Source organism: Dokdonella sp., assembly GCF_051958935.1.
GTDB lineage: Bacteria > Pseudomonadota > Gammaproteobacteria > Xanthomonadales > Rhodanobacteraceae > Dokdonella_A.
Genome location: NZ_JBQCFP010000105.1, coordinates 68097 through 83871 on the forward strand (window position 1 = coordinate 68097; position 15775 = coordinate 83871).

The following is a 15775-nucleotide window of genomic DNA, read 5'->3' on the forward strand; positions in this document are numbered from 1 at the left end:
GTGGCGCTTCGCACCACTCGTCGGCGCGCGTCACTTCGCGCGCACGCCTTCGATCTGGATGCCGTCGATGCCGCTGCTGCGCGCGACCGCGAGCGCGTCGACGACGTTCGCATACGGCGTGTCCGCGTCGGTGCGGACCTCGAGCACGGGCGGTTTCGGCATCTGCGCCTGGATCGCCAAGGCGGACGCAAGCTCGGCACGCGAGACTGCGTGGCCTTGGAGATAGAGCTCACCGGTCGAGAGCACGGACAGGCCGAGCGTTCGCGGCGTCGACGCCCAGTCATGGTTGCCGCCGAGCGGAAGCGGCAGGCGCTTCATCGCAAGTGGTGCGGTGACCATTAGGATCACGACGAGGGCGAGCAGCACGTCGATGAGCGGCGTGACGTTGATCTCGGCCTGGGTCGCGGCAGCGTGGGAACGAAACGCGTCGGTCGTCATCGTCGTCTCCTTCGGCTGTGGTCGGGCGACTCCAGTCTGCGCCTGCCGGCCGCGGCGACGCAATTCGCACCCCCGTTCCAGATCGCCGGTAATGACACCGACGTCCGCAGGGAGCGCGCTGTACATCGCAAGTGCGGCCATTGGATGGCCGTTCTGGATGTGGTGAGCCCGAGGCATGCCACGCCCCATCGCATCGTTCGTCGAAACCGCGATCAGGGAGGATCGCCTGGCAAACAAAAAACGGCGCCGCGTTGCCGCGGCGCCGTTCGGATGCCTCTCTCCGGGCGACCGGTTTACTGGTCGTTGCCGCCGGTCGTCATGAAGCCGAGCTTCACCATGCCGGCTGCCTTCGCCTCGGCCATCACGGTGGCGATCTTCTGCCACTGCGTCGGCTTGTCGGCGCGGATCTGCAGCTCCGGCTGCGGGCTCTTCTGCGCGGCGACGCGCAGCTGGGCCTGCAGGATCGCATCGGTGACGGGTTCGTCGTTCCAGAACAGGTCGCCGTTTTCCTTGATGGCAAGGTCGATCGGCTCCGGCGGATTTTCCTGTTGTACGTTCGGATTGGCCTGCGGCAGGTCGATCCGGATCTTGTGCGACATCAGGGGCGCGGTGATCATGAAGATGATCAGCAGCACCAGCATCACGTCGACGAGCGGCGTGACGTTGATTTCCGCCATCGGGCCGCCGCCCGAACCACCCGTGGTCATTGCCATGGCTTACTTCCTCGCGACGGCAACCGGAGCAGCGCCACCGTCGACGCGCGAACCGGTCGCAAAGAAATCGTGCAGGTCGTGCGCGAACTCGTCGAAGCGCGCGTAGATCACGCGGTTCTGGCGCACGAAGAAGTTGTACGCGAGCACCGCCGGGATCGCGACGAACAGACCGAACGCGGTCATGATTAGCGCCTCACCGACCGGGCCGGCGACCGCTTCCATCGAGGCATTGCCCGACGCGGCGATCTTGATCAGCGCGTGGTAGATGCCCCACACGGTACCGAGCAGGCCGACGAACGGCGCCGACGAACCGACCGTGGCGAGCACCGTCATGCCGCCTTCGAGGCGCAGGCTCTCGCGAGCGACGGCCTGGCGCAGCGAACGGTCGATGAACTCGGAACGGTTCAGTGCCTCGACGAGGCGGCTGCCTTCGTTGCGCTGGTGGTGCGCGGCGGCCTGCGCGGCGTCGAGCGCGATCTTCGAGAACGGTTCGCCCTTCGGCTGTTCCTCGAGGAAGCGCACGGCGTCCTGTGCGGACGGCGTGTCCCAGAACGTGTTGATGACCTTCTCCATGCGCGCACGGATCATGCCGTTGCGCAGGAAGTTGGCGACCACGAAGTAAATCGACGAGATCGACATCACGCACAGCGTGATGAAGACGATCCAGCCGAGCACGTCGAAGTTCTGGATCAGATCGTGGAAGCCCATCTGGCTCATGGCTGCGGCATTGCTGCCGCCACCGGGAGCGGAAACGACAGCAGGCTGAGCCGCTGCGGGGGTCTGAGAGGCATCTTGCTGCATGGCGTTACCTTACTCGGTCAAATTGAATTCGATGGGAACCAAGGCATACCCGGAGCTGGGTCTACCACCCTTTGAACCTGGATTGAATTTCCAGGTCTTCACGGCTTCGATCGCTGCCTGATCCAGCAGGCGCGAGCCGCTGGATTTTTCGACCGTCACTTCCTGTGGCGAGCCGTCGACACCGACGAGGACCTTCAGCAGCACCTTGCCTTGCTGATGCTGGCGAGCGGCCTGCGGCGGATAGCGCGGCGGACGCATCTTACGGTAGCTGATGTTCTCGCTCGGCGCGATATCTTCCGGCGGAGGCGGCGGCGCAGGCGGAGCCGGCGGCGGCGCAGGCGTCGACATCGGCGTCGCTTCCTCCGTCACGATCGGCGGAGCCGGCGGCGGCGGCGGTGCCTTCGGCGGTGGCTGCACCTTTTCGATGATCTTCGGCGGCGGCTTCTTCGGCGGCTCCGGCGGCGGCGGCGGCGGCGGCGGCGGCGGCGGCGGCGGCTCGATGAACTCGACCATCACTTTCTTGTCGATGGTCTTGTCCTTCGGCGGCGGCGGGGCGACCGGCGCCATCATCATCGCGAACGCGAAGGCGTGCAGAGCGAATGCACTTGCAAACGCCGTGACGCGTCGCCAGCTGAAGTCGCCGCCAGATTGATTGGTATCTGCCATCAGTATTGACCAACGAGATTGTGTCTGTGCGGCCGTCGTGGCGACGCCGTCGCTTCGCCCCGATTGCAAACCCCGAGAGGCGTAGGCGCAAGAGCTGGCCACGGTACAACAGCGGATGCCCTCAGGACAAGCGGTTGCAGCGGGCGACCTGCACGTGATTATGGAGTTGTGTGACGTTCTTCGGTGGAACCTGAGGTTCCAACGGCCATGACCCCTCCCCGGGGTTGACGGCCCTTGGTCCTCATTATGGTTCCGCGCACGCGGCTGCGGGTTGCAGCGCGTGCGCGGAACGCAATTCTTACTTCTTCTTGGCGCGGTTGATCTTCGCGCCGCTCTTGGCGGCCTTGAGGCGCTGGTCGGCCATCGTCTTGGTGCTCGCGTAACCGGCCGCCTTCTGCCAGTCCGCCGTGGCGGCCGCGCCCTGCCCGAGATCGTTCTTCGCGTCGCCGCGCAGCAGGTAGGCTTCGCCTTCCTGGCGCAGGCCGCCGCGCGAAATCGCCTTGTCGAGCGAATCGATCGCTTCCTTCGACTTGCCCGAATAGAACAGCAGGTAGCCGAGCTGGTAGTCGACGTTGCCGTCCTTCGACATCGGCGCGGCCTTGCTGTAGCCCTCGATCGCGCACGGATCGTCCTCGGCCTGCGTGCAGACGTCGCCCTGCAGCTTGTAGTTGTCGTAGGTGCCCTGCAGCACGCCCTTGGCGAAGCCTTCCTTCATCGTCGCCGCGGCGTCCTTCGGCTTGTCCGCCTGGGCATAGAGCTTGGCGAGCTGGACGTAGTCGTCGTTGGTCGTGACCAGGCCCTGGCTCTTCGCCTTCGCCATGAGGTCGAGCGCCATCTGTTCCTTGTCGCCCTGGATGTAGACGGTCGCGAGCTGGTTGATCAGCTTCTTGTTGTTCGGGTCCTTGGCGAGCTGGCCCTTGATGAGTTCGGCGGCCTGGTCGAACTGGTTCAGTTCGAAATAGCTCGCCATCAGGATCTGCGTCCAGCTGTCGCTCGGCTTGTCGGTCATCGACAGCGCCTTCTTCATCGCGTCGACTGCCGGCTGGAACTGGTCGACGCGGTAGTACGCGTTCGCCTTGAGCGCGAGTTCATCGGCGGTCTGCGCGCCGGTCAGCTTCTCCCACTCGGCGAGCGTCGCGAGTGCGTCCTGGTATTTCTCTTCCTGGATCTGCGTCTGCGCGAGCGCGAACACGAGCTGGAATTGGCCGTCGTTCGGCAGTGCGTCGAAAGCGATCGCCTTCTTGTATTCGTCGATCGACTGCGCGCCCTTCTCCTGGTCCCAGTAGATCTGCGCGAGCAACTGGTGCGCGAATGCCTGCGCGTACTTGCTGGCGCTGCCGTTGTCGATGACCTTCTGGATCAGCGGCAGGGCTTCGTCGGGCTTGTTCTCGTTGACGAGGTCGGCCGCCTTGTTGAGCGCGCGCTGGTCGCCCGAGGACATGCTGACCTTCGGCTCCTGGCGCGTCGCGTTCGGATACTTGTTCTCTTCCTTCTTGTCTTTGGCGAACGCGACCGAGCCGCACGCCATGGCGGCGCTGCACACCGCGACGATGAGCCACTTCGAGAGTTTCATGTCGATCCACTCCTGAACATACGAAGGATGTCGTCCACTGGTGGGCGACTAAAACGGGGCGCAGAGGGTACCCCCGTGCGCGCGAACTGCACAAGCACGCATACAGGTCTTCACATGCTGCTTAGCAGCATGAAGCGCCACCGTGGACACGGCGCGCCGTCCCGTAGTCAGACGTCGAGGTTGGCGACGCGCAGCGCGTTCTGTTCGATGAAGTCGCGGCGTGGTTCGACCACGTCCCCCATCAGCGTCGAGAAGATCTGGTCGGCGGCGACCGCGTCTTCGATGCTGACCTGGAGCAGGCGGCGCGTATCCGGGTTGACCGTGGTATCCCACAGCTGCTCCGGATTCATTTCGCCCAAGCCCTTGAAGCGCTGGATCGTGCGGCCTCGCTTGGCTTCGTCCATGAGCCAGCTGTAGGCATCGCCGAAGCTCGAAATAGCCTGGCTCCTGCCGCCACGGCGGACCTGCGCGCCGGGCTGCACCAGCCCCGAGAGCTGGCTCGCCGCATCGACGATCGGCCGGAACTCGGCCGCAGCGAGGAACGTCGCGGGCAACACCTGCGTGTGGCGCAGGCCATGCTGGTCGCGCTCGACGACGAGCGCGGCCGCATGGTCCGCGGCAGGCGCCTGCACGCGCACCGTGTAGCGGGGACGGCCCAGCCCGGTCCTCGACAGCGCGGCGGAAAGGCGGTCGGTCCACGCCTGCAGCGCGGCCGGATCCTGCCAGCCTTCGCTCGTGAACGGCGCGTCGATGAGCGCGTGCAGGAAGGCCGCATCGAAGCGGAACGAGAGCCGGTCGATCTGATCGAGCGCCGCGCGGTACACGCCCATGAGCTTTTCCAGGCCCGAACCGCTCACGGGCGGCGCGTCCGCGCTGTAGGCGAGTTCGGCTCCATCGACGGCGCTCGAAATGAGGTAGGCATTGAGCGCTGCATCGTCCTTGAGATAGAGCTCCTGCTTGCCCTGCTTGAGCTTGTACAGCGGCGGCAGGCCGATGTAGACGTGCCCGCGCTCGATCAGCGCCGGCATCTGGCGGTAGAAGAACGTGAGCAGCAGCGTGCGGATGTGCGAACCGTCGACGTCCGCGTCGGTCATGATGATGATGCGGTGGTAACGCAGCTTGTCGACGTTGAACTCGTCCTTGCCGATGCCGGTACCAAGCGCGGTGATCAGCGTTCCGACTTCGGCCGAGCTCAGCATGCGGTCGAAGCGGGCGCGCTCGACGTTGAGGATCTTGCCCTTGAGCGGCAGGATCGCCTGGTTCTTGCGGTTCCTGCCCTGCTTCGCGGAGCCGCCGGCGGAGTCGCCCTCCACGATGAACAGTTCGGACAACGCCGGGTCCTTCTCCTGGCAGTCGGCGAGCTTGCCTGGGAGGCCCGCGATGTCGAGCGCGCCCTTGCGGCGCGTCATCTCGCGCGCCTTGCGCGCGGCTTCACGCGCGCGTGCTGCGTCGACGACCTTGGCCGCAATCGCGCGCGCCTCGGTCGGGTTCTCGAGCAGGAATTCCTCGAGCTTCTGGTTGACGATCGATTCGACGACGCCCTTGACCTCGCTCGAGACGAGCTTGTCCTTCGTCTGCGACGAGAACTTCGGGTCCGGCACCTTGACCGATAGCACCGCGATGAGGCCTTCGCGCATGTCGTCGCCGGACAACGCGACCTTCGCCGTCTTCTGCAGGCCGGCCGACTCGATGTAGTTCGACAACGTCCGCGTCAGCGCCGCGCGGAAGCCGGCGAGATGCGTACCGCCATCGCGCTGCGGGATGTTGTTGGTGAAGCAGAATACCGTTTCCTGATACGCGTCGGTCCACTGCATCGCGACGTCGACGGTGGTGCCCTCGTGCTGCGCGCTGAAGCCGACGACCTGCGGGTGCAGCGGCGTCTTCAGCTGTGCCAGGTGCTCGACGAACGAGCGGATGCCGCCCTCGTACTGGAAGACGTCGCGCTTGTCGGTGCGCTCGTCGACGAGCTCGATCTTGACGCCGGAATTGAGGAACGACAGCTCGCGCAGGCGCTTGGCGAGGATGTCGTAGTGGAATTCGATCGTCGAGAACGTCGCCGGGCTCGGGTGGAACCGCACCGTCGTGCCGCGTTTCGTCGACGGACCCACGACCTTGAGCGGATACAGCGGCTCGCCGAGCGCGTATTCCTGCTGGTGTTCGTAGCCGTCGCGGCAGATCGTCAGCCAGAGGTGGTCCGACAGCGCGTTGACGACGGATACGCCGACGCCGTGCAGGCCGCCCGAAACCTTGTAGCTGTTGTCGTCGAACTTGCCGCCGGCGTGCAGCACGGTCATGACGACTTCGGCTGCGGAACGGCCCTCTTCCGGCTGGATGTCGACCGGGATGCCGCGGCCGTTGTCGACGACGCTGACCGAGCCGTCCGCGTGGATCGTGACGATGACGTGATCGCAATATCCCGCCAAGGCTTCGTCAATCGAGTTGTCGACGACCTCGAACACCATGTGGTGCAGACCGGTACCGTCGTCGGTGTCGCCGATGTACATGCCGGGCCGCTTGCGCACGGCTTCGAGGCCCTTCAAGACCTTGATCTTGCTTGAATCGTATTGGTCGGTCATTCGATCTCCGGACGCAGCATGGCCAACCCGCGAAAGCGGGCCAGGACCGGGCGTTCAATCGCAGAATTATAGCAGCCGCGCCGTTATCCCTGCCGGGCTACGCGGCCATGTTCCACGTGGAACCTTGCGGGCGCACCGACCGCTTCGGCCAATGCGCTCGATTCCTCCGTACCGGTCAGGAACACCTGCGCCCGCGTCGCCGCGACGGCCCGTAGGACACGCCGCTGGTGTTCGGCGTCGACTTCCGAAGCGAGATCATCGAGGCAGATCAACGGCCACTCGCCGGCGCGTTCTGCGAACAGGCGCGCCTGGGCAAGGACGAAGGCGAACGCGCTGAGCTTTTGCTGGCCGCGCGAAAGATGGTCGCGCCGCCGGGCAGCCGCGAAGCCGAGCGCCCAGTCGGCGCGATGAGGACCCCGCCCGGTATGCCCACGCGCAAGGTCGCGCTCCAGGCGATCGGCGAGGACGCGCACCAACGACTGCGTGTCGTCGAAGCCAGGATCGAATTCGATCATCGGCTCACCGAGCTCCGGCAGCAGGTCCACCAGCAGCAGCCGCACATGGGGCACCAGCGCATCGAAGTAGCTGCGGCGCATCGCAGCGAGAGGTGCGGCCGCGCGGGCCAGCTCGTGGTCCCACGGATCGAGCTCGGCAGGCGACGCGAGTCGGCGCAGCAGGATATTGCGCTGCTTGAGCGCCCGCTGATAGCGCCGCCACGTCGGAAGGAATTCGTGTTCCACGTGGAACACGCCCCAGTCCAGATAGCGCCGCCGCTCTTCGGATGTTCCGGCAATGAGCTCGTGCGAGCCGGGTTCGAAACACAGCACCGCGGTCTGACGCAACAGCTCGCCGATCGGCACTTCTGCGCCGTCGATCCTCGCGTCGAGCCCGCGAGCGGTCCGCGCCAGGCCAACGCGAACCCGTCCACCCGAACGCTCGATCTCGCCAAAGACTGAGTAGCCGCCACTCCCGTCCCGTGCGAGTGCCTCGCGCACGCTCGTTCGGAAGCTGCGGCCATGGGAGAGCAGATAGGCCGCCTCGAGCAGGGACGTCTTGCCGGCGCCGTTCGAGCCCGTGAAGATATTCCAGCCGGGCGCCGGCGCGAGCTCGACCTGCGCCAGAACGCGCAGGTTCTCGATTCTGAGTTCGCGCAGGTTCATGCGTAGCGGCGCAACCTTGCGAAAGCGCCGCCGGTTACGCGAGACGCTGTTTTATTGGTCAGAGCCGCAGCGGCATGATCACGTGCCGCGTGTCGTCCGAATCGGGTTTGCGCACGAGGCAGCTCGACTGGCCATCGCGCAGGCAAAGAAGCACTTCCTCGCTGCTGATCGCGCCGAGCGCGTCGAGCAGGTAGTTCACGTTGAAGCCGACGCTGAGGTCGGAAACACCGGTACGCGCCTCCACTTCCTCGACCGCTTCTTCCTGTTCCGGATTGTGGGCGACGACGCGTACGCGGTTCGGCGCGACCTCGATCTTCACGCCGCGGTACTTCTCATTCGAAAGGATCGCCGCGCGCTGCAGCGCCGCGCGCATCTCGTCACGCTGCAGCCGCACTTCCTTGTCGGCCCCGATCGGAATGACGGCTTCGTAATCCGGAAAGCGGCCATCGATGAGCTTCGAGGTGAACGTGACATCGCCGCGACGAACGCGCAGGTGATTGCGGGCGAACTCGAGTTCCACCACGCCATCGCCCGACTCGAACAGGCCCTGCAACTCGTTGATGCCCTTGCGCGGCACGATCACCTGTCGCGGCGAAGCCACCTTGGACTCGAGCTTGGCTTCCGCGAGCGCGAGCCGGTGGCCGTCGGTCGCCACGCACCGCAGCGCCTGTTCGCGGAGGTCCAGCAGCATGCCGTTGAGGTAGTAGCGGACATCCTGGTGCGCCATCGCGAAACCCGTGCGATCCATGAGTTCCTTCAGCGTCGCTTCCGGCAGTGCGACGCGCTCGACGAGTTCGATCGAGTCGATCGGCGGGAACTCGGTCGCCGGCAAGGTCGCCAGGGTGAACCGGCTGCGACCTGCGCTCACGGTGACGCGCTCGCCACTCTGCTCGAACTTGATGCGGCAGCCGTCGGGCAGTGCGCGACAGATGTCGAACAGTTTGCGCGCGGGCACTGTCACTTCGCCCGCGTCGAGATCGTCTGCCGCGGTCCGCGCAACCATCTCGACTTCGAGGTCCGTACCGGTCAACGCAACACCGCTGCCATCGACAACGACGAGCAGGTTCGCCAAAACGGGCAGCGTCTGTCGCCGTTCCACCACGCCCACCACATGTTGCAGCCGCTTGAGGAGAGCTTCGCGCTGGATGCTGAATCGCATGGTCTGCCGTTCCTGTCTTTGGTTTCTTTATGTGGAGCGATGGTGGTTGCTTAGCTTGTGCACAACTCGCCGGAGCGAATATATCCCAATAAAATCAAACGCTTGCTTGGGGTCTCTGTGCTGTAGAACTCGCCGCCGCGCCTGTGGGTCATCTGTGGATAATATTCGGGTCGCGCGTTCGGCACAGCTTGTCCACAGGTATCGCCCGTGCTTTTTCACTCGGTCAGCGTACGCACGAGCTTTTCCCAGTCCTGACGCAGCTTGCCGTCCGTTTCGCGCAGGTCGCGAATCGTGCGGCACGCATGCAATACCGTCGTGTGGTCGCGGCCGCCGAAGGCGTCGCCGATTTCCGGCAGGCTGTGCTCGGTCAGCTCCTTGGCGAGCCCCATCGCCATCTGCCGCGGCCGCGCGATCGATCGGCTGCGCTTCTTCGACAAAAGATCCGCCAGGCGCAGCTGGTAGTAGTCTGCCACGGTCTTCTGGATGTTAGGGATCGTGATCGCCTGCGCGTGCACGGTGAGCAGGTCGCGCAGCGTTTCCTGGGCGAAGTCGCTGCTGATGCGCCGGCCTTCGAAGTTCGCGCGCGCGACCAGCGTGTTCAACGCGCCTTCGAGGTCACGCACGTTCGAGCGCATGCGTTTGGCCATCAGGGTCGCGACCTCTTCAGGCAGCTCCACGCCCTTCGCCTGCGCCTTGGCCAGCACGATCGCGGCGCGCGTCTCGAAGTCGGGTGGTTCGATCGCGACCGAGAGGCCCCAGCCGAGGCGCGATTTCAGGCGCGGCTCGAGGTTGTCCACTTCCTTCGGGTACCGGTCGCAGGTCAGTATGATCTGCTGCTTGCCCTCGAACAGCGCATTGAACGTGTGGAAGAACTCTTCCTGCGTCGTGTTCTTGCCGGCGAAGAACTGGATGTCGTCGATGAGCAACGCATCGACCGAGCGGAAGCGCCGCTTGAAGTCGTCCATGCCCTTCTGCTGCAGCGCGCGCACCATGCCGCTCACGAACTGCTCCGAGCGCAGGTAGAGGATCTTGACGTCCGGCTTGTTCGCGCGCATCAGGTTGCCCGCGGCATGCATGAGGTGCGTCTTGCCGAGGCCGGTGCCACCGTAGAGAAGCAGCGGGTTGTAGGCGCGGCCGGGGTTCATCGCGACCTGGGTCGCCGCCGCCTTGCCGAGCTGGTTCGACTTGCCTTCGACGAAATTCTCGAACGTGTAGTTGGGGTCGAGGTTCGACTCCGGACCCGCGGCGCGCTCGGGCGCATTCCGGCCGCGGGCCGCAGGCCTGCCGACGCCACGGTCCGGCGTGCGCCCGCCGACCTGCACGTCGACCGCGACCGGCCCGTCGCACAGGTGCTCGAGCACTTCGACGATCGGCGCAAGGAAGCGCTCACGCACGGTCTCCATCGTGTACGCGTTCGGCGCCCACAGCGTGAAGCCCGATTCTTCCTCGCTGACCTGCAGGGGGGCCAGATACGTATGCAGATCCTCTGCGCTGAATTCCGCCTCGAGGCGGGAAAGACAGCGGCGCCAAAGTTCGCTCATTGCAGGGTGTGTTTCCGGATGCGGGCAGCGAGCCGGCCGATCGAGGCTCGCGCGAGATGGGGGCAAGATGCGAAAGTCTAGCAGCACGGCGGCATCGTCCCCGCCCGCGCCACGCGGGCCCGCGGCGTCTGCGCCTTGACAGGCAGCCGCGCCGCCGCCTACCATCCGCGCCCTTTTCCATTCAGCAAGTTGGCACCATCATGGCCACCAAGCGCACCTACCAGCCGAGCAACCTCAAGCGCGTCCGCGACCACGGCTTCCGTGCGCGCATGAAGACCCGTGGCGGCCGCAAGGTCATCAACGCCCGTCGCGCCAAGGGTCGCAAGCGCCTCGCCGTCTGACGCCGGCAGCGAAGCTTCGAATGGCGCCCGCAACCTTTCCGCGCGCGGCGCGCCTGTTGACCCCTCGCGATTTCGCCCGGCTGCGCTCCACCAGCCGGCGCATCGGCACCCGCCACCTCACCGCCGAAGTCGCCCCGCGCGACACGGGTGGCGCACGCCTCGGCCTCGCCGTTTCCCGCAAGGTCTCCAAGAGTGCGGTGCACCGCAATCGGATCAAGCGCATCGCCCGCGACAGCTTCCGTCGCCATCGCGACGCGCTGCCCGCGGTCGACATCCTGGTGATCGCGCGCAGCAGTGCCGACCATGAGGACAACCTGAGCCTGCACGCCGAGTTCGCCCGCCTCTGGCAGCGCATCGCGGCGTTGAACGGCGCGGATGCGGCCGGCACAATGCGCGACTGACTTTCCAGCGTCGCGCTTCCCGCGCGTCCACTCCCGACCCCGCCCCCAGGCAGTGTGACGGCAGCGCGTGGCGCGACCGCCTGCCGCCCGGCGACACATCTTCAGTCCGAACCGGTTTCCTATGACGAGTCCGCGCAACTTCCTGCTGATCGCCCTGCTGTTCATCGGCTACCTGTTCTGGATGCAATGGCAGGAGGACTACGCCAAGCCGCCTGCCGGCAGCACGCCGGCTGCGGCCACGGCCGCGGCCCCATCGCCTTCGGCGGCCGCCACCACCAACGGCGCCGACGTGCCGAGCGCGAGCGCGCACGCCGCGCCCGCAGCGAAGCCGGCGCCCGACTCGATCGCGAGTGCATCGGGCCAGCGCGTCGTCGTCGAGACCGACGTGCTGCGCGTGGAGATCGACACGCGCGGCGGCAACGTCGTCGTCGCCGACCTCCTCGCCTACCCGATGCAGCCCAAGGACTACGCCCATCCCAAGCGCCTGCTCGACAGCAGCGACGCGGGTTTCTTCGAGGCGCAGAGCGGGCTGGTCAGCGCGAGCGGTGCCGCGCCCGACCACCAGGCGCAGTACAGCGCGGAAAAGACCGCCTACTCGCTCGCCGGCGGCAGCGACACGGTCGAGGTGCCGCTGAGCTGGAGCGACGCGTCCGGCGTCGCCGTGCGCAAGGTGTTCGTGTTCAAGCGCGGCAGCTACGTGATCGAGCAGCGCCAGGAAATCACCAACAACAGCGGCGCCGCGTGGACCGGCAATGCCTACCGCCAGCTGCAGCGCGTACCGCCGGTCATCGACACCAGCGGCATCAAGGGATACAGCAACATCGAGCGCTACAGCTTCGTCGGCGCGGCCTGGTACAGCCCGGCCGACAAGTTCCAGAAGCTCAAGTTCGAACAGTTCGCCAAGGAGCCGCTCGACAAGCCGATTGCCGATGGCTGGGCGGCGATGCTGCAGCACTACTTCTTCGCGGCGTGGATCCCGGCGCAGGGCGAGAGCGATCAGTACTCGACCAAGACCTACGTCGCGCAAGCGGCCGACGGCAGTGCGGTCAATCGCTACCTGATCCGCACGCAGTCGCCTGCGATCAACATCGCAGCGGGCGCGACCCACACTGACGCCGCGCGCCTCTACGTTGGCCCGAAGCTGCAGAGCACGCTCGATCAGATCGCGCCCGGCCTCAGCCTGACCGTCGACTATGGCATGTTCACGGTGATCGCCGAGCCGCTGCACTGGTTGCTCGCGCAGCTGCACAAGCTCACCGGCAACTGGGGCTTCGCGATCATCCTGCTCGTGCTGATCATCAAGGCGCTGTTCTTCAAGCTCAGCGAAACGCAGTACCGCTCCGGCGCGAAGATGCGCAAGCTGCAGCCGCGCATGCAGGCGCTGAAGGAACGCTACGGCGACGACCGCCAGAAGATGAACATGGCGATGATGGAGTTGTACCAGAAGGAAAAGGTGAACCCGCTCGCGGGCTGCCTTCCGATGCTGGTGCAGATCCCGGTGTTCTTCGCGCTGTACTGGGTGTTGCTGGAGAGCGTCGAGCTGCGCCAGGCGCCGTTCATCGGCTGGATCCAGAACCTCACCGCGCCCGATCCCTACTACGTGCTGCCCGTACTCAACGGCCTCGTCATGATCGCGACGACGATGCTCACGCCGAGTGCGGGAATGGATCCGACCCAGGCGAAGATGATGAAGATCATGCCGGTCGTGTTCTCGGTGCTGTTCGCGTTCTTCCCGGCCGGCCTCGTCCTCTATTACACCGTCAACGGCGGCCTCGGCCTGCTGCAGCAGTGGATCATCACGCGCCGCATCGACGCCGGCGAGAAGGCGGCCGCGGCCTGATGCGATGAGCGGGCGCGCCGACACGATCGCAGCCGTGGCGAGCGCGCCCGGCGCGGGCGGCGTCGGCGTGCTGCGCGTATCGGGCGATCGTGCCGCTGCCATCGCCCGCGCCATGCTCGGCCGCACGCCGCGCGCGCGCCATGCGCACTACGCGGCCTTTCGTTCGTCCGACGGCAGCGTCATCGATCGCGGCCTGCTGCTCTGGTTTCCCGCGCCGCATTCCTACACCGGCGAGGACGTGCTCGAGCTGCAGGCGCACGGCAGCCCCGTCGTGCTGCGCATGCTGCTCGCGCGCTTGTTCGAACTCGGCGCGCGGCACGCCCGCGCCGGCGAATTCTCCGAGCGCGCATTCCTCAACGGGCGCATCGACCTCGCGCAGGCCGAAGCAGTCGCCGACCTCATCGCGAGCGGCTCGGAAGCAGCCGCGCGCGCGGCGCAACGCAGCCTCGACGGCGAGTTCTCGGCGCGCGTGCATGCGCTCTCCGAGCGCGTCCTGCGATTGCGCGTATGGATCGAAGCAGCGATCGATTTCCCCGAAGAGGAGATCGATTTCCTGAAGGCGCCCGAACTCGCCGGCGAAGTCGGGGCGACACGCGCCGACGTCGGTGCGCTGCTCGGCGAGACGCGCCGTGGCGTGCGCCTCGCCGACGGATTGCACGTCGTCATCGTCGGCCGGCCGAACGTCGGCAAGTCGAGCCTGCTCAACGCGCTCGCGGCGAGCGAACGCGCGATCGTCACCGACGTCGCCGGCACCACGCGCGACGTGCTGCGCGAGACGATCGACCTCGACGGCATCGCACTCACGCTGGTCGACACCGCGGGCCTGCGTGACGCGGCGGATGTCGTCGAGCGCGAAGGCATCCGCCGCGCACGCGGCGAGCTCGAACGCGCCGACCTCGCCGTGCTCGTCAGCGACGACGACGAGGGCGTGCGCGATCTCGAGCTGCTGCGCACGCTTCCGCCGCGAGCTGCGCGCATCGTCGTGCACAACCAGATCGATCTCGCCGGCACGCGCGCGCGGCGCGACGAACGCGACGGCATCGTCCACCTGTGGTTGTCGGCGCGCTCGCGCGAGGGCCTCGACGGCCTCGTCGCCGAGCTGCGCCATCACGCCGGCGCGGGCGAAGGCGATGCGGGCGCATTCACCGCACGTGCGCGCCATGTCGCCGCGCTCGAGCGGGCCGCTGCACATTTCGAGGCGGCGGTCGCGGCGCTAGCCGGACGCAACGCCGGCGAACTCGCCGCGGAAGACCTGCGTCGCGCGCACGAGGCGCTCGGCGAGATCACCGGCGAAGTCAGCGCCGACGACCTGCTCGGCGAGATATTCTCGTCGTTCTGCATCGGCAAGTGACGCCGCCGCTCAATCGATTTCAAACCACCGCAGCTCCACCGGGGTCGAGATCACGACGAAATGCAGCGCGTCGGGATCGAGCCGGAATTCGCCGACCAGGGCGTTCGCGCTGCCCGTGCAGACGTAGCTGAAATCCGCCGCGCTGAATCCGCTCTGGCTCGCGTAGCGGATGAGCGTGTAGGTCGCGCCCGCGCTCGGCGGCGTCGCGCCGTCGCTGAAATGGAACGCGTAGCTGCCCCGCGCCTTGGCGCGACAACGCGCCCGACAGGAGGAGCTGATCGGACGCGGCACCGTTCGCACCGAGGCGCATCGCGACCGTGCCGCCGGCATTCCAAGCAAGCGCGCCCCGCCACGCCCAGGCATGCCGTGCCCGGGGCCGCGCGTTGATAACGCGCCCACCCGACCCAACAACCGGCGAACCGCCACGGAGACCGATCATGATCGACCTGCACTACTGGCCCACGCCCAATGGCCACAAGATCACGATGTTCCTCGAGGAAAGCGGGCTCGACTACACGATCAAGCCGGTCGACATCGGCGCGGGCGAGCAATTCCGGCCACAATTCCTCGCGATCGCGCCGAACAACCGCATGCCCGCGATCGTCGACCATGCGCCGGCCGACGGCGGCGCGCCGCTCAGCCTGTTCGAATCGGGCGCGATACTGCTCTATCTCGCCGACAAGACCGGCCGCTTCATCCCGCCGGACCTGCGCGGCCGCCAGACCGTACTGCAGTGGCTGTTCTGGCAGATGGCCGGCCTTGGCCCGATGACCGGCCAGTACGGACACTTCCGCGTGTATGCGCCCGAGCCGATTCCGTATGCGATCGAGCGCTACACGAAGGAAGCGCATCGCCTGCTCGGCGTGCTCGAACGCCGCCTCGCCGGGCGCGCCTTCATCGCCGGCGATGACTACACGATCGCCGACATCGCCTGCTATCCGTGGATCAGTCCGTACGGCAAGGCGCCGATCGACCTTGCCGCTTACCCGGAAATCCGCCGCTGGCACGCCGCGATCGCCGCACGGCCGGCGACGCAGCGCCCGTAAGCGCGCGGCGTCGAAGTGAGTCCGCCGGGCGACCGTCCGCTCAGCGACGAGGAGCGGCGCGTGCTGTTCGGCCAATCGCCGCAGCGCTGAGGCGCGGCCCCGGCCCGCGCCCGCGCGCGGCGGGGCCACGCGCCTTCTGCATGCCGCGCGCTTTGCGCTAGTCTGGAGC

The 15775-nt window shown here is 66.6% G+C and carries 14 protein-coding genes and 1 pseudogene; 5 read left to right on the forward strand and 10 right to left on the reverse strand.

Annotated features, from left to right (window positions below):
- Positions 1 to 30: 30 nt before the first annotated feature.
- The 9 genes from ACTHK2_RS09885 to dnaA all read right to left on the reverse strand — a co-directional run bounded on the left by ACTHK2_RS09885 (position 31) and on the right by dnaA (position 10627).
- On the reverse strand, positions 31 to 438 hold the full coding sequence (locus ACTHK2_RS09885; RefSeq protein ID WP_440245542.1) for an ExbD/TolR family protein: 408 nt from the start codon (positions 436 to 438) through the stop codon (positions 31 to 33).
- A 293-nt stretch (positions 439 to 731) separates the two neighbouring features.
- A complete protein-coding gene (locus ACTHK2_RS09890) occupies positions 732 to 1151 on the reverse strand; it encodes an ExbD/TolR family protein (protein ID WP_131993820.1) in 420 nt (139 codons plus the stop codon).
- 3 nt (positions 1152 to 1154) lie between these two features.
- Entirely contained in the window at positions 1155 to 1868 is a 714-nt protein-coding gene (locus tag ACTHK2_RS09895; RefSeq protein ID WP_131993823.1) for a MotA/TolQ/ExbB proton channel family protein, read from the reverse strand.
- Between the two features lie 93 nt (positions 1869 to 1961).
- Positions 1962 to 2618, reverse strand: a complete 657-nt coding sequence (locus tag ACTHK2_RS09900) for an energy transducer TonB (RefSeq protein ID WP_440245543.1) — start codon at positions 2616 to 2618, stop codon at positions 1962 to 1964.
- 298 nt (positions 2619 to 2916) lie between these two features.
- Positions 2917 to 4191, reverse strand: a complete 1275-nt coding sequence (locus ACTHK2_RS09905) for a tetratricopeptide repeat protein (protein ID WP_440245544.1) — start codon at positions 4189 to 4191, stop codon at positions 2917 to 2919.
- 167 nt (positions 4192 to 4358) lie between these two features.
- Positions 4359 to 6767, reverse strand: a complete 2409-nt coding sequence (gene gyrB, locus ACTHK2_RS09910; RefSeq protein WP_440245545.1) for a DNA topoisomerase (ATP-hydrolyzing) subunit B — start codon at positions 6765 to 6767, stop codon at positions 4359 to 4361.
- A gap of 83 nt (positions 6768 to 6850) precedes the next feature.
- Positions 6851 to 7927: a DNA replication/repair protein RecF gene (gene recF, locus ACTHK2_RS09915; protein WP_440245546.1), complete on the reverse strand. Its 1077-nt coding sequence runs from the start codon at positions 7925 to 7927 to the stop codon at positions 6851 to 6853.
- A gap of 58 nt (positions 7928 to 7985) precedes the next feature.
- Positions 7986 to 9086 (reverse strand): DNA polymerase III subunit beta, encoded by a 1101-nt coding sequence (dnaN, locus tag ACTHK2_RS09920; RefSeq protein ID WP_440245547.1) that lies wholly within the window; start codon positions 9084 to 9086, stop codon positions 7986 to 7988.
- Positions 9087 to 9301: 215 nt separating this feature from the next.
- Positions 9302 to 10627 carry a chromosomal replication initiator protein DnaA gene (dnaA, locus tag ACTHK2_RS09925; protein ID WP_440245548.1) on the reverse strand — a complete coding sequence of 442 codons (1326 nt, stop codon included), beginning with the start codon at positions 10625 to 10627 and terminating at the stop codon, positions 9302 to 9304.
- A gap of 200 nt (positions 10628 to 10827) precedes the next feature.
- Between dnaA and rpmH the strand changes: the two genes are divergently transcribed.
- The 4 genes from rpmH to mnmE all read left to right on the forward strand — a co-directional run bounded on the left by rpmH (position 10828) and on the right by mnmE (position 14560).
- The gene (rpmH, locus tag ACTHK2_RS09930) at positions 10828 to 10968 is read left to right on the forward strand and encodes a 50S ribosomal protein L34 (RefSeq protein WP_131993844.1); all 141 of its coding nucleotides are present in this window, start codon (positions 10828 to 10830) and stop codon (positions 10966 to 10968) included.
- Between the two features lie 20 nt (positions 10969 to 10988).
- A complete protein-coding gene (gene rnpA, locus ACTHK2_RS09935) occupies positions 10989 to 11369 on the forward strand; it encodes a ribonuclease P protein component (RefSeq protein WP_440245549.1) in 381 nt (126 codons plus the stop codon).
- A 121-nt stretch (positions 11370 to 11490) separates the two neighbouring features.
- Complete coding sequence (gene yidC, locus ACTHK2_RS09940) at positions 11491 to 13209, forward strand: membrane protein insertase YidC (protein WP_440245550.1); 1719 nt, start codon at positions 11491 to 11493, stop codon at positions 13207 to 13209.
- A 4-nt stretch (positions 13210 to 13213) separates the two neighbouring features.
- Entirely contained in the window at positions 13214 to 14560 is a 1347-nt protein-coding gene (gene mnmE, locus ACTHK2_RS09945; protein WP_440245551.1) for a tRNA uridine-5-carboxymethylaminomethyl(34) synthesis GTPase MnmE, read from the forward strand.
- 9 nt (positions 14561 to 14569) lie between these two features.
- On the opposite strand, the gene ACTHK2_RS09950 is transcribed toward mnmE, so the two are convergent.
- Positions 14570 to 14851, reverse strand: a complete 282-nt coding sequence (locus tag ACTHK2_RS09950; RefSeq protein WP_440245552.1) for a hypothetical protein — start codon at positions 14849 to 14851, stop codon at positions 14570 to 14572.
- 146 nt (positions 14852 to 14997) lie between these two features.
- Here ACTHK2_RS09950 and ACTHK2_RS09955 point away from each other — a divergent pair.
- Positions 14998 to 15696 (forward strand): annotated as a pseudogene (locus tag ACTHK2_RS09955) (glutathione S-transferase C-terminal domain-containing protein).
- Positions 15697 to 15775 lie beyond the last annotated feature (79 nt).

Bases quoted from the DNA above. Each gene is read 5' to 3' on its own strand.
- ACTHK2_RS09885 (WP_440245542.1), bottom strand. From the start codon at position 438: ATGACGACCGACGCGTTTCGTTCCCACGCTGCCGCGACCCAGGCCGAG.
- ACTHK2_RS09890 (WP_131993820.1), bottom strand. From the start codon at position 1,151: ATGGCAATGACCACGGGTGGTTCGGGCGGCGGCCCGATGGCGGAAATC.
- ACTHK2_RS09895 (WP_131993823.1), bottom strand. From the start codon at position 1,868: ATGAGCCAGATGGGCTTCCACGATCTGATCCAGAACTTCGACGTGCTC.
- ACTHK2_RS09900 (WP_440245543.1), bottom strand. From the start codon at position 2,618: ATGGCAGATACCAATCAATCTGGCGGCGACTTCAGCTGGCGACGCGTC.
- ACTHK2_RS09905 (WP_440245544.1), bottom strand. From the start codon at position 4,191: ATGAAACTCTCGAAGTGGCTCATCGTCGCGGTGTGCAGCGCCGCCATG.
- gyrB (WP_440245545.1), bottom strand. From the start codon at position 6,767: ATGACCGACCAATACGATTCAAGCAAGATCAAGGTCTTGAAGGGCCTC.
- recF (WP_440245546.1), bottom strand. From the start codon at position 7,927: ATGAACCTGCGCGAACTCAGAATCGAGAACCTGCGCGTTCTGGCGCAG.
- dnaN (WP_440245547.1), bottom strand. From the start codon at position 9,086: ATGCGATTCAGCATCCAGCGCGAAGCTCTCCTCAAGCGGCTGCAACAT.
- dnaA (WP_440245548.1), bottom strand. From the start codon at position 10,627: ATGAGCGAACTTTGGCGCCGCTGTCTTTCCCGCCTCGAGGCGGAATTC.
- rpmH (WP_131993844.1), top strand. From the start codon at position 10,828: ATGGCCACCAAGCGCACCTACCAGCCGAGCAACCTCAAGCGCGTCCGC.
- rnpA (WP_440245549.1), top strand. From the start codon at position 10,989: ATGGCGCCCGCAACCTTTCCGCGCGCGGCGCGCCTGTTGACCCCTCGC.
- yidC (WP_440245550.1), top strand. From the start codon at position 11,491: ATGACGAGTCCGCGCAACTTCCTGCTGATCGCCCTGCTGTTCATCGGC.
- mnmE (WP_440245551.1), top strand. From the start codon at position 13,214: ATGAGCGGGCGCGCCGACACGATCGCAGCCGTGGCGAGCGCGCCCGGC.